Genomic DNA, 12,750 nt, shown 5'->3' on the forward strand with positions numbered 1-12,750 from the left:
GTTTCCGAAGGCATGAGATCTCGGCGGGCACGAAGCTCTCGATACGGCGAGCGCTGTGTAGTTTCCGTCGGTGAACCGAGGTCGAAGTGGCTATCGGGAATTCCGGGCCCGCCCCGAGTTCTTCTTCCCAACTCTTGCGATGGTCGTAGAGGTGCACGATATGGCCCGCGGCTCAGGACGTCGTCGGAGGCCGCTGTGGTGCAGTGCGGGAAGGATCTACCCCGTCGCCTCTCGGAGGGCGCGGAACTCCGCGGCCAGGGCGTCGAGGGTGTAGTGCGCGTTGAGTCCGCTGGGGTTGGGTAGCACCCAGATCTCGGTGTCGGCGATCGTCTCGGCCTGGCGGCCGACGGTGGTGCGCGGACGGCCGAACGCGGTCCGGTAGGCGCCGATCCCGAGCACGGCCAGCGCCTTCGGGCGGTATCGCCGGACCCGTTCGGTCAGCGCCCGGCCGCCCTCGCGCAACTCCGCGGTGGTCAGCTCGTCCGCCTTGGCCGTCGTCCGCGGCACCACGTTCGTGATGCCCAACCCCAAGGCGAGCAATTCCGCCTGCTCGTCCGGCCGGAACAGGCGCGGGGTGAATCCGGAACGGAACAGCGCGGGCCAGAACCGGTTTCCCGGCCGCGCGAAGTGATGTCCGGTCGCACCGGACCACAGCCCCGGATTGATCCCGCAGAACAACACCCGCAGATCCGGCCCCACCACGTCGGGAATCGTGGTCCCGGCGGCGGCCGCCAGATCCGCGGGCGTGGGTCGATACGCCGCCGATACCATCACCCCAGTCTGCCGCACCGCCACCGGGGGCCCGGGTCAGACCGCGACGCGGTAGGCGAGGATGTCGCGGACGAGGGTGCCGAGGCTCTCCGATTCGGTTTTCGCCTTGATCCGGGCCCGGTGCACGTCGACGGTTTTCACGCTGGTGCCGAGCCTGCTGGCGATCTGTTGACTGGAGCGGCCCTCGATGACCAGGCGCAGCACATCGCGTTCGCGCGGGGTGAGGCCGTCCAGGCGGGCCCGCACCCGCAACCGGTCGGCCCGCTCGGCGAACAACCGCGTCGCCACCGGCAGCTGCTCCTGCACCACTTCCAGCATCCGCTGCGGCTCGTACGGTTTCTCCAGGAAATCGACGGCGCCCGCGCGCAGGGCGCGCACCGACATCGGGATGTCGCCGTGGGCGGAGCAGAAGATGATCGGCGCGGGATAGTCGCGCTGGTTGAGCTGTTCCTGCAACTGGAATCCGCTCAACCCGGGCATCCGCACGTCGACGATGACGACGCCCGCCTCGTCGAAATCGACCTCCTCCAGGAACGAGGTGGCCGTGGCGTAGGTGAGTGCTTCGATGCCGACGCTCTGGAGCAGGAACGCCAGCGACTGCCGCAGGTCTTCGTCGTCGTCGACGACGTGCACCACGGGGGCGGACTCGGCGTTCATGGCGGACAATCCTAATCCTGCGGCGATCCCGGTGGTCATGGCGTCATCAGCACCGAGCGGGTGGGGAAGTGCTCGGCGAAGTTCGCGGGCAGCGGCGCGACGAAGACGTTCTCGGTGCGTGTCCGGGTGATCTTCCAGACGCCGTCGATGCGGCGGAAGGCGTTGTTCAAGCGGCTCGAGCGCAGCAGCGCGGTGCCGTCGGCGAACAGCCACGGCTGCATGTGGATCCACTGGCCCTGCGCCGTGTCGCCGTCGACGTGGATCTGCTCGGCGGTCGGATAGTGGGCGTTGAGCACCAGCCGCGGCTCCCGGTCGGGGCTCCAGAACCGCTCGAAATGCGCACGGATCGCCGCGTGCCCGACCAGGCGGCCGAACTGGTTGTCGTAGTACTCACCGACGCCCTCCCAGACCGCGTCCTCGCTGTAGAGGTCCATGATCAGGTCGATGCGCCGGGCGTCGTCGGCCACGCCGAACTCCGGGCACGGCGTGTCGCAGAGGAACATGTAGCGGGCCTGCAGCCGGCGCACCTCCGCCTCGCCCTCCAATGTCTCGATGCGGCGGACGAGCCGCGCGATCGTGTCGGCCTCGGTCACCGTGACCTCCTCGTGTCGGTGATGTCGTGAATCCACGCCGCCGCGCGCAGCAGGGCGGCCTCCGAGTGCGGGGCGCCGATCACCTGGATGCCCAGCGGCAGCCCGTGCGGGTCGCGCAGCCCGGGGACCGTGGCCACCGGGAGCCCCAGCGCCTGCCAGGGCCTGCTGAGCACCGGGTCGCCGGTGGCGTGCAGTCCGTGCGGCGCCGGTCCGGGCGCGGCGGGGCCGAGCACGACGTCGTAGTCGCCGAGCACGGCCGACACCGCACCGCGCGTGCGTTCGATCGCCCGCCGGGCCGCGGTGTAGTCGGAGTCGCTGATCGCGGCACCGGTGCGGAGCAGGTCGGCCAGCGGGCGGCTGAGTTCCTCGGCCCGGGCGAGTTCGGCGGCGCGCTCGCGGGCGGCCTCGTAGGCCATGACCATCCGGTGGGCCTCGACGGCGGGTGCGACGACCTCGTGGGCGAAATCTACCACGTCGGCACCCTCGGCGACCATCCGATCCCGCAGCGCCGCAACCGCATCGCGCATCGACGGCTCGACCGGCGGACCACCGTCCCACACCGCCACCCGCGGTGCGGCGACCGGCGCGTCCAGCGGGTCGGGCGCTCCCGTCAGCATCGACCACGCGCAGGCGAGATCAGCCACCCCCGCGGTGAAGAACCCGTGACTGTCCAGACTGGGCGCGAGCCCGGTGACCCCGTCGGTGGGCAGCAGGCCGCGGGTGAGCACCAGCGCCGCCACCCCGCAGTAGGCGGCCGGTCGGGTGACCGAGCCCGCGGTCTGCGAGCCCAGCGCCAGCGGCACCTGACCGGCGGCCACGGCGGCCGCCGACCCGCTCGACGATCCGCCGGGCGTGTGCCCGGGCGCCGCCGGATTGCCGGTGGGGCCGGGGGAGAAGTAGGCGAACTCCGTGGTGACGGTCTTGCCCGCCGGGACGAACCCGGCCGCTCGCCACCGCCGCACGATCTCGGCGTCCGTGGTCGCCGCGGCGCTGTCGGCCCGCACGCGGGAACCGCACCGGGTCGGGTAGCCGGACACGTCGATGATGTCCTTGACGCCCAACGGGATTCCGGCGGGCGAGGTCTGCGGATCGCGAACCACCCAGGCGTGCAGGCGCTGCTCGGTCTCGGCGATCCGGCGCCGCGAACGCTGCCACACCTGTTCGAGGCCGACCCGGTCGGCGGCGAGATCGTCGACCAGCTCGCGCAGCGACCACGGCGCGTACCGCGTCATCGGTCGCTCCAGGCCGCATCGGCCGACCAGTAGTCCATGCCGCTCGCGCTCACGCCGTGTCGCCACTCGGAGGTGCGGCGCAGGCTGGGCTCGGCCGCGGCGGTCACCCGGTCGGCGGCCTCCGGCCCGTCGGCGTCGGCCTGCCAGTGCACCCAGTTCAGCTCCCGGCCGGACGCGTCGTGCAGGAACAGATCGACGTGCCGCCACCCGTAGCCGTGGGTGTCGTTGTAACACATCAGGGTCAGGCGGGCCTGCGAGTCGTCCATGCGGTGCTCTCCTGCTCGGTGCCGACGTGGTGGAAACGGCGCTGGAAGTAGACGAGGGCGTCGGCGTTCTCCCGGACGTCGACTCGCTCCACACTCACCAGGAAGATCGAATGCGAGCCCTGGGTGTGGTCGCTGATGATCCGGCCGACCACCCGGGCGGCGGCGGTGCGCAGCATCGGGATGTCCTCGGTGTCGTGATCCCACATCGCCCACTCGAACCGTTCGGCCATCGGCACCCCGGTCGCCCCCGCGAAATGCCCGGCCAATTCCTCGTCGCGGGCACTGAGAACGTTGACGCACAACCGCTCGTTCCGGCGGAAGATCGCGTGCGTGTAACTGGACTGATTGACGCACACCAGAACCGTGGGCGGTGAATCGGTGACCGAACACACGGCACTGACGGTGATGCCCGCGCGACCACCCGGCCCGTTGGTGGTGACCACGTTGACTGCGGCCGAGAGATTCGACATCGCCGCCCGGAAGTCACGCTGTTCGGCGGTCAATTGCTTGGTCATGATCTCGACGCTACGAGTGATCCACGCCTCGAGAAATCGAGAGTTCCCCCGCTCGCGCTGAAGGTTTCCCCTACCCGATTCAGGGTGTGGGCAGCGCGAATCCGAAGATCGAGCCGCCGCCCTCGGCGGCACGGCACCAGATGGTGCCGTGCTGGCGGGTGATGATGCGGTAACTCAACGCCAATCCGATCCCGCTGCCGTGCGATTTCGAGGTGAACGATTCCAGGAACGGATCACGCTGCACACCGCGCCCGTGATCGCGCACCGTGAAACAGCCGCCCTCCGCCCGCAGCTCGGTGGCCAGCAGGATGCGCCGCGCTCCGGGCGGACACTGCGCCATCTCGTCGATGGCGTTGAAGCACAGGTTCACGATCACCTGCCCGGTCAGCACCCGTTCGCAGCGCACGTCCACGGGGGTGGGGGACAGGTCGAGCTCGATCACCACCCCGTGCTGTTCGGCGCGCAACCGCACGAAGTAGAGGCATTCGGTGACCACGTCGTTGAGGTCGGCGACCTGGTCGACCTGTTCCAGGTGCCCGACGAACGCGCGCAGCGTGGCCACGATGGTCGCGGCCCGGTCGATCTGCTTGCGGGCCGCGTCGAGGCCGATGCCGACCCGGCGGTCCAGCTGCTCCCCGCCGGGCAGGTGCGAGCGGATGCCCGCGATGTAGTTGCCCGCGGCCGCCAGCGGCTGGCCCAGCTCGTGGGCGATCGCCATCGCCATGTCGCCCATCGCGGTGTAGCGGGCGAGGTAGTTCTCGCGCTGGAGTTCCAGTCCGCGTTTGCGCTCGTCACGCACCCGATCGGATACGTCGTGGACCAGCATGAGGAAGGCGGGCACGTCGGTGTCGTCGAGTCGCTCCAGGCTGCCGTCGAGCCAGGAGGTGGTGCCGTCGGGCTGGGCGACCTCGAGCCGCACCGCGGCCACCGGGTCGGCGTCGGCGGCGACCTCGGCCCATCCGGTGCGCCTGCCGGCCCGGTGCAGGTAGGCGTAGGAGGTGAGCCGCGGCCCGGCCGGTAGTTCGGTGCCGGGGTCCAGGCCGAGGCGGGTCAGGGCGGTGTCGGTGGCGAAGCGGATCTCCCCGGCCTCGTCGAGTACGAACGCCATCGTCGCGGTGTGCCTGGCCAGCGCGTCGACGTAGGTCGTGGTCAGGCGCAGGGCGTGTTCGGTGCGCTGCTCGCGCTCGATGTCGCGGAACTGCACCATCACCGCGGGCCCCTGCGCGAGATCGATGCGGGTGGCGACGGCGTCGGTGGGAATGACCCGCCCGGATTTGGCGCGGTAGTGCCATTCGATGCGGCTGCTGCCGTGCTCCACCGCGTCCTGGAGCCAGGCGCGGCCGATCACCCGGTCGTACTGCTGGGCCGAACTGCTCATGTCGTTGGCCTTGAGCGGACGGATCTCGTCGAGGTCGAAACCGAGCATCGCGCACGCGGCCGGGTTGGCCCAGAGAATGTTCTTGGTCTCGGCGTCGTGGACGAGCACACAGACCTCGGTGGCGTTCATCATCGTGACGAAATCCGAGACGACCAATTCGGGAGCACGCGGATCGACGGACATCGGGCCAGGGTAACGCCGCCCGGACCACGCGGTTACCGGCACGGGCGGGCACTGAAGAAATCCCTTACACGCATGGTGGTTGACACCGTCTCGGGCGCGGTCTTTACCGATGTCGGTGTGGCGCCGATCTCTTTACCGTCGAAGAACATCCCCTCGACGACAGGAGCAGGTGATCGTGTCCACCCCGGAAGCAACGGTGCCGCGCACGGCCGGCCCGGCGATCCTCGACGACGTGCTCGCCGAACTCGCCGAGCGCCGCCGGGAATTCCGCGACCGGAAATACGTGCCACGCGATTTCGTCGCGCGCTTGAAAGAGGCCGGGATCTACCGGGCCGCCACCCCGCGGCGATTCGGCGGCGAGCCCCAGGCGCCCGCCGATTTCCTGCGCACCATCGAGCGCATCGCCACCGTGGACGGCTCCACCGGCTGGGTGGCCAGCTTCGGTTCGGCGCTGGTCTACCTGGCGGCGCTGCCGCTGGAGACGCAGGCCAAGCTCTACGCCGACGGGCCCGACGTGGTGTTCGCCGGCGGACTGTTCCCGGTGCAGCCCGCCGAGGAGGTCGACGGCGCGTTCCGCGTCACCGGCCGGTGGAAGTTCGCCAGCGGCTGCATGGCCGCCGACGTGCTCGGCGTCGGCATCCCCGGCGATTCGAGCACCGGCGGCAAGCCACGCACCGCCCTGCTGCGCCCCGACCAGGTGCGGATCGAGCAGGACTGGGACGTCGTCGGCATGCGCGGCACCGGTTCGTTCGACCTGGTGGTCGCCGACGCGGTGGTGCCGCGGGAGTGGACGTTCATCCGCGGCGGCGAACCCACCGTCGACGAGCCGCTCTACCGGTATCCGACCATCGCCTACGCCGCGCAGGTGCTGGCCGTCGTCGGCGCCGGGGTGGCGCGGGCCGCGCTGGACTACGCCATCGAGACCGGCGCGGGCCGGGCGGGTATCACGGGTGCGCCCAAACTGGCCGACCGGCCGTACTACCGGACCGCCGTGGCCGAGACCGAGGCCGCCCTGCGGTCGGCGCGCGCCTACTTCTACGAGATCACCGACGAGGTGTGGCAGACGGTGCTGCGCGGCGACCCGGCGAGCCCCGCGCAGAACGCGCACCTGCGCCTGGCGGCCAGCCACCTCGCCACCACGGCGGGCGCGGCCGTGCAGCGCATCGTCGAGATCTCCGGCACCGCGGCCATCTTCGAAGACCACCCGCTGCAGCAGTGGGTCGGCGACGCGCTCGTACCGCAGCAACACGCCTTCCTGGGGCCCGGCCTGGTGGACGCCGCGGGCGCCGTCCTCATGGGACAGCCGCCGACGGTGCCCGGATTCCACTGAGGCGGTGCCCGGATTCCACTGAGCAGCAATCGAACACGTGAGGAACCGATCATGACCGACAGCCCGTTGCGGGTGCTCTTCTGCATCGGCATCAACCAGAACTTCTTCGACCTGCCCGAGGGCGGCGTCACCCCCGCGGACGTGTGGACCGGCTTCGTCGCTCTCAGCGACGGCATCAAGGCGCTCGACGGCATCGACTTCCTCGGCGACATGGACGACGACTCGACCATGGTCGGACCGTCGGACGGATGGCCGTGGACCTGCTATCTGCTCGCCGACGCCGACAGTCACGACACCGTCAAGGCCGCCTGCAACCTGGTCCGCACCATCCCGGTCGGCAGCAGCGACTGGAAGCTGTGGAAGTTCCTGAAGATCGAGGCGCGGATCGGTCGCGCGCTGACCCCTCGACAGTACTGACTCTGCACGCCTGACCCTTTCACGCCAGGAGGCATCATGACCGCGCACAGCGCAGCGCCGCATCGGGCGCCCGCCGATCTGGTCGACGGCGACCGGGTGGCGGCCCGGATCTACACCGACCCGGAGATCTTCGAGTTGGAGATGACGAAGATCTTCGAAAGCACCTGGATCTGGGTCGCCCACGAATCCGAGATCGCCCGGCCGGGCAGCTTCAAATCCACCTACGTCGGCCGCCAGCCGGTGATCGTCACCCGTAACCGCAAGGGCGAGATCAACACCTTGCTCAACCGCTGCCGGCATCGGGGTGCCAGCATCTGCGAGCAGCGCAGCGGTGTCGCCAACGGCTTCACCTGCCCCTACCACGCCTGGTCCTACAGCCTGGACGGGCAACTGCGCGGCATCCCCTACCCGGACGGGTACGAGGGCGTGGTGTCCAAGGGCGATCTGTCGCTGCGCAAGCTGCGCACCGAGTCCTACGGCGGCATGGTGTTCGCCACCTTCGCCACCGACATCGAGCCGCTGGCCGACCATCTCGGCGACGCCAAGCTCTGGATCGACCGGTTCATGAAGCAGGGCGGCGGCTACCCGATCAAGGTGCTGGGCACCCACCGGTTCACCTTCCACGGCAACTGGAAGATCCAGCTGGAGAACACCACCGACGGCTACCACTTCCCGATCGTGCACCGCTCGTGGATGGCCTCGGTGGACGCCGAGACCGCGGACATGATGTCGTTCATGACCGACCCCGAGGCGGTGACCCACGATCTCGGCCACGGGCATTCGGTGATGCAGATGGTGCCCGAGCACTCCGATCTCGACGCCGACGACGGCAGCGAACCCCTGCAGGCCCGCTTCGACGACCTGGTCGCCGAGCTGAAGGCCACCGGCCTCGACGACGCCGCGGTCCGCAAGCTGGTGCGCGCCATGCACGGCACCGGGTTCAACCTCAACCTGTTCCCCAACGTGTCGATGTCGGCGGCGTTCTTCCGGGTGCTGCGCCCGATCTCGGTGGACGAGACCACCATCGAGCACATCGCCATCGGCCCGGACGGCCCGGCCGAGATCGTGAATCCCGTCAACCGGGCCAGGCTGCGGGTGCACGAGCACTTCCAGGGCCCCTTCGGGTTCGGCACCCCCGACGACGCCGAGGGCTGGGATCGCGTCCAGCGCGGCGCCCAGGGCGACCCGGACATGCCGATCCTGGTCAATCGCGGCCTGGCCAGGGAGAAGCCGAGCCCGGAGGGCTGGCCAACCGCCCACGTCACCGACGAGACCGGCATGCGTGCCGCCTACGCCCAGTGGAAGCAGATGATGAGTGATGACTGACACCCTCACCGCCCCGGCCACTCTCACCGACGCCCGCGTGCTCCGCGCGATCGAGCTGATCTGGCGCGAGGCCGACCTGCTCGACCGCAAGGACTACCACGCCTGGCAGGAGCTCTACACCGACGACGCTCACTACGTGGTGCCGATCGACCGCACGACCGACGACTTCGACAACACCCTCAACATGATCTACGACGACGCCCGCATGCGCGGCATGCGCGTGGTCCGCATGACCGAGGGGTACGCCATCGCCGCCGTCGACGCGGCGACGACGACCCGCACCGTGTCGCGGTTCGTGCCCGAGTCGGTCACCGACACCGAGGTGGTGCTGCGCGCCGCCCAGATCCTCATCGCCTACAAGCGTGGCCGCCACGACATCTGGGCCGGTGACGTCGAATACCGGATCCGGCTCGGCGCCGACGCGGCCGCCGACCGGATCGCGCGCAAGGTGGTCCGGCTGGTCGACAGCGAGGACGCCGTGCCCGCCGCGGGGTTCCTGCTGTGAGCGCGCCGGTCGCGGTCGTCACCGGCGGCGCGCACGGCCTGGGCGAACACATCGTGCGGCGCCTGCACGCCGGCGGTCACCGCGTCGCGATCGCCGACCTGGACGGCCCGGGAGCGACCGCGCTGGCGGCCGAACTGAACGACGACCTCCCGGTGCGCGGCTACCAGGTCGACGTCGCCGACAAGGCGTCGCTGCAGCGGCTGCTGACGGCCGTGACCGGGGATTTCGGCGGGGTACAGGTGCTGGTCAACAACGCCGCACGCACGCAGGCCCGCCCGCTGCTGGAGATCACCCCGGAGGAACTCGACGCCGTGCTGGCGGTCGGCTTCCGCGGGACATTCCTGGCCTGCCAGGTGTTCGGCGCGCACATGGCCGAACACGGCTACGGGCGCATCGTCAACATGGCCTCGCTGGCCGGGCAGAACGGCGGCACCGCCACCGGCGGGCACTACGCCTCGGCCAAGGGCGCGGTGCTGTCGCTGACCAAGGTGTTCGCCCGCGAGTTCGCCGCCGCCGGGGTGACCGTGAACGCGGTCTCGCCCGGGCCGCAGGACTCACCCGTGGTGCGCAGCATCGTCGGGGCCGACAACCTCGACGGCTTCGCCCGGACCATTCCCGTCGGGCGCCTGGGCGACCCGGCGTTCATCGCCGAGATGGTCGCCCTGCTCGCCACACCGGGCGCCGCCTCGGTGACGGGCGCGTGCTGGGACGCCAACGGCGGCCTCTACATGCGTTAGGAGTCCCGTGCCGACTATGAAAGTGACTGTGGCGCAGATCGTCTCGGAGACGCCGAGCATCCGCTCGCTGCGCCTCGTGCGCGAGGACGGGCGCCCGCTCGGCCCCTACCGCGCCGGTGCGCACATCGACGTGACCGGGCCGACCGGCATCCTGCGGCAGTACTCGCTGTGCGGGCCGCCGAGCGAGGCGCAGTCGCTCACCATCGCGGTCAAGCGCGAACCGGACTCGCGCGGGGGCTCGGCGGCACTGCACGAGGTGTGCGAGGGCGACATCATCGAAATCGGGGAACCACGCAACATTCTCGCCGTGGACCCCGGCGCCACCCGGCACGTGCTCGTCGCCGCGGGCATCGGTGTGACTCCGTTGCTGAGCATGGCCTACGAATTGCACGGAAACGGCGCGGAATTCGAGTTGCGGTACTTCACGCGATCCCGCACCGAGACCGCGTTCGCCGACCTGCTGGAGAATCGCGCGGAATTCCGTGACCGGGTGCGGCTGCACACCGGGCTGTCGCGCGCCGATCAACGCCGCACACTCGACGACCTGGCGGCCACCCTCACTCCCGGCACCGCGGTCTACACCTGCGGTCCGGCCGGCTTCATGGATACCGTCGCCGAGGTGGTGACGCCGGTCGTCGGCGCGCCGAACCTGCACATCGAGCATTTCGAGGCCGCCGCGGTCGACACCTCCGGCGACACCGCCTTCACCGTCGAACTCGACACCGGGGAGAGCTTCGAGATACCCGCCGACCGCTCGATCCTGTCGGTGCTCGAGGAGAACGGGATCGAGGTCTTCAAGTCCTGCGAGGAAGGCATCTGCGGGTCGTGTGTCTCCGGGGTGCTCGAGGGGGAGCCGGAACACCGCGACAATTGCCTGTCGGTAGCCGACAAGGCCGCGGGCGATCAGATCGCCCTGTGCGTATCACGCGCGCGCACTCCCAAACTCGTGATCGAACTGTTCTGACCGGATAAGGGAAGACGATATCCATGCAAGATACTCCCGCCCTCGCCCCGCCGAGCGACCTCGACGCCGCCGCCCGGGAACGGGCCGCGCTCATCCTGCGCCTCAGCGCAATCGTACTGGTCCTGTTCTTCCCGTTGCCGGTTCTCGGCGGCTTCACCTCGCTGCTGGACACGGTGGTCTTCGGCGGCGTCACCCTCGCGTGGATCTATGCCGCGGCGCAATTCGTCGTCGCCGTCGTGGTGGCCCGCTACTACATGAGCCGCGCCGCCGCCCTGGAGAGCCGGACCGCAGGGGAAGGGGCCCGCGCATGAACGTCGTCTCCGCCACCCTGTTCGCCGCGCTGGTCGCGGTCACCCTGGCGATCACCGCGTGGGCCGCCCGGCAGAACAAGTCCGCCGCCGACCACTACGTCGCCGGCGGCGCCCTCACCGGCAGGCAGAACGGCGTCGCCATCGCCGGTGACTTCATCTCCGCCGCCTCGTTTCTCGGCGTCACCGGCGCGATCGCGCTGACCGGGTTCAACGGCTTCTACCTCGCGGTGTTCGTGCCCGTCGCGTTCGTACTGGCGCTGCTGCTCATCGCCGAGCCGCTGCGCAACCTGGGCCGCTTCACCCTCGCCGACGTGCTCGCCACCCGGTTCCCTGGCAAGGACGTCCGGTCGCTGATGGCGATCAGCACGGTGGTCATCAGCGTCGTCTACCTGGTCTCGCAGCTGGTGGGGGCGGCGCTGCTGGTGTCCCTGCTGTTCGACCTCGACTACGTGGTCGCGGTGCTGGTGATCGGCGCGCTCACCACCGCCTACACCCTCGTCGGCGGCATGCTGGCCACCAGCTGGATCCAGATCGTCAAGACCGGCCTGCTGCTGGTGTGCGCGGTCGCGTTGTTCCTGCTGGTGCTGGTGCGCTTCGACTTCAACCCGTTCGGGCCGTTCAGCGCCGCGCTGGCCGAGTTCGGTCAGCATTTCGTCGCGCCGCGGCGCGGCGACGGCGCCGCCTCCTTCGACCAGCTGTCCCAGACCGTCGGCCTGGTGCTCGGTGTGCTTGGCCTGCCGCACGTGATGATCCGCTTCCTCACCGTCCCCGACGCCCAGCAGGCCCGCACCTCGGCCTACACCTCGCTGTGGATCTTCTTCGGCTTCTACCTGATGATCCCGGTGCTCGGCTACGGCGCGGCGATCCTCGTGGGCCCCGGCGCCATCGCGGCCGAGAACAAGGGCGGCAACCTCGCCGTCGCCCAGCTGGCCGAAACCCTCGGCGGCGGAATCCTGTTGGCGTTCGTCGCCGCGGTGGCCTTCGTGACCATCCTGGCGGCCCTGTCGGGTCTGGTCATCGCCACCTCCGGCGCCATCGCCCACGATCTGTACGCCCAGGTGCTGCGCAACGGTGCGGTCTCGGCGGCCGCCCAGCACCGGGCCGCGCGGATCGCGACGGTGGCGACCTGCCTGGTCGGTGTCGGCATCGCGTTCGCCGCACAACGCCAGAACGTGGCCTTCCTCGCCTCGCTCGGCATGTCCATCGCGGCCTGCGCCAACCTGCCCGCTCTTCTGTTGACGCTGTACTGGCGGCGCATGACCGCCCGTGCTGTGCTGGCCGGCATCGTCACCGGCCTGGTGCTCTCCACCGCGGTGATCCTGCTCAGCCCCGTCGTGCAGGGCGCGGACTCGCTGCTGCCGTTCTCGAACCCGGCCCTGGCGGTCGCGCCGATCTCCTTCGCGGTGTCGATCCTGGTGGCACTGTGCACGGCACCGCGCGGTACGGCCGCCGCGCAGGCCGAACGGGAGTTCCTGGAGTTGCGCACCCGGGCGTTGACCGGCCGTACCCCCGAGGAGGCTGCCGTCGCATCCTGACGGTTCGTGTCGTGATGGTTCGGGCGGGGC

General features: G+C 70.1%; 15 protein-coding genes. 8 read left to right on the top strand and 7 right to left on the bottom strand.

The window, feature by feature from the left end; genetic code table 11:
• Positions 1-216 precede the first annotated feature (216 nt).
• The 7 genes from mug to CRM89_RS07160 form a co-directional block, all read right to left on the bottom strand.
• Entirely contained in the window at positions 217-771 is a 555-nt protein-coding gene (mug, locus tag CRM89_RS07130; protein ID WP_098083549.1) for a G/U mismatch-specific DNA glycosylase, read from the bottom strand.
• 36 nt (positions 772-807) lie between these two features.
• Entirely contained in the window at positions 808-1,428 is a 621-nt protein-coding gene (locus CRM89_RS07135; protein ID WP_011209369.1) for a response regulator transcription factor, read from the bottom strand.
• 35 nt (positions 1,429-1,463) lie between these two features.
• Positions 1,464-2,021 carry a nuclear transport factor 2 family protein gene (locus CRM89_RS07140; protein WP_011209370.1) on the bottom strand — a complete coding sequence of 186 codons (558 nt, stop codon included), beginning with the start codon at positions 2,019-2,021 and terminating at the stop codon, positions 1,464-1,466.
• On the bottom strand, positions 2,018-3,253 hold the full coding sequence (locus CRM89_RS07145) for an amidase (RefSeq protein ID WP_098083550.1): 1,236 nt from the start codon (positions 3,251-3,253) through the stop codon (positions 2,018-2,020). The genes CRM89_RS07140 and CRM89_RS07145 overlap by 4 nt, the downstream gene beginning before the upstream one ends.
• Positions 3,250-3,519: a hypothetical protein gene (locus CRM89_RS07150; protein WP_041560142.1), complete on the bottom strand. Its 270-nt coding sequence runs from the start codon at positions 3,517-3,519 to the stop codon at positions 3,250-3,252. The genes CRM89_RS07145 and CRM89_RS07150 overlap by 4 nt, the downstream gene beginning before the upstream one ends.
• On the bottom strand, positions 3,495-4,034 hold the full coding sequence (locus CRM89_RS07155; protein WP_011209373.1) for a flavin reductase: 540 nt from the start codon (positions 4,032-4,034) through the stop codon (positions 3,495-3,497). The genes CRM89_RS07150 and CRM89_RS07155 overlap by 25 nt, the downstream gene beginning before the upstream one ends.
• A gap of 79 nt (positions 4,035-4,113) precedes the next feature.
• Positions 4,114-5,595, bottom strand: coding sequence for a PAS domain S-box protein (locus CRM89_RS07160; RefSeq protein ID WP_172964456.1), 1,482 nt, complete (start codon positions 5,593-5,595; stop codon positions 4,114-4,116).
• 169 nt (positions 5,596-5,764) lie between these two features.
• Between CRM89_RS07160 and CRM89_RS07165 the strand changes: the two genes are divergently transcribed.
• Genes CRM89_RS07165 through CRM89_RS07200 form a run of 8 tightly spaced genes read left to right on the top strand, consistent with a single transcriptional unit; the run spans position 5,765 to position 12,720 of the window.
• Positions 5,765-6,925, top strand: a complete 1,161-nt coding sequence (locus CRM89_RS07165) for an acyl-CoA dehydrogenase family protein (protein WP_170916107.1) — start codon at positions 5,765-5,767, stop codon at positions 6,923-6,925.
• A gap of 51 nt (positions 6,926-6,976) precedes the next feature.
• Positions 6,977-7,342 carry a hypothetical protein gene (locus tag CRM89_RS07170; protein ID WP_011209376.1) on the top strand — a complete coding sequence of 122 codons (366 nt, stop codon included), beginning with the start codon at positions 6,977-6,979 and terminating at the stop codon, positions 7,340-7,342.
• Between the two features lie 36 nt (positions 7,343-7,378).
• The gene (locus CRM89_RS07175; protein ID WP_060591117.1) at positions 7,379-8,668 is read left to right on the top strand and encodes a Rieske 2Fe-2S domain-containing protein; all 1,290 of its coding nucleotides are present in this window, start codon (positions 7,379-7,381) and stop codon (positions 8,666-8,668) included.
• On the top strand, positions 8,661-9,173 hold the full coding sequence (locus CRM89_RS07180) for an aromatic-ring-hydroxylating dioxygenase subunit beta (protein ID WP_011209378.1): 513 nt from the start codon (positions 8,661-8,663) through the stop codon (positions 9,171-9,173). The genes CRM89_RS07175 and CRM89_RS07180 overlap by 8 nt, the downstream gene beginning before the upstream one ends.
• On the top strand, positions 9,170-9,910 hold the full coding sequence (locus CRM89_RS07185; RefSeq protein ID WP_060591115.1) for an SDR family NAD(P)-dependent oxidoreductase: 741 nt from the start codon (positions 9,170-9,172) through the stop codon (positions 9,908-9,910). The genes CRM89_RS07180 and CRM89_RS07185 overlap by 4 nt, the downstream gene beginning before the upstream one ends.
• Positions 9,911-9,926: 16 nt before the next feature.
• On the top strand, positions 9,927-10,874 hold the full coding sequence (locus CRM89_RS07190; protein WP_060591113.1) for a PDR/VanB family oxidoreductase: 948 nt from the start codon (positions 9,927-9,929) through the stop codon (positions 10,872-10,874).
• A gap of 23 nt (positions 10,875-10,897) precedes the next feature.
• Entirely contained in the window at positions 10,898-11,185 is a 288-nt protein-coding gene (locus CRM89_RS07195; protein ID WP_086843078.1) for a DUF485 domain-containing protein, read from the top strand.
• Positions 11,182-12,720, top strand: a complete 1,539-nt coding sequence (locus CRM89_RS07200) for a cation acetate symporter (protein ID WP_098083552.1) — start codon at positions 11,182-11,184, stop codon at positions 12,718-12,720. Before CRM89_RS07195 ends, CRM89_RS07200 begins: the two co-directional genes overlap by 4 nt.
• The last annotated feature ends 30 nt before the right edge of the window (positions 12,721-12,750 follow it).

The organism is Nocardia sp. FDAARGOS_372 (assembly GCF_002554515.1).
GTDB lineage: Bacteria > Actinomycetota > Actinomycetes > Mycobacteriales > Mycobacteriaceae > Nocardia > Nocardia farcinica.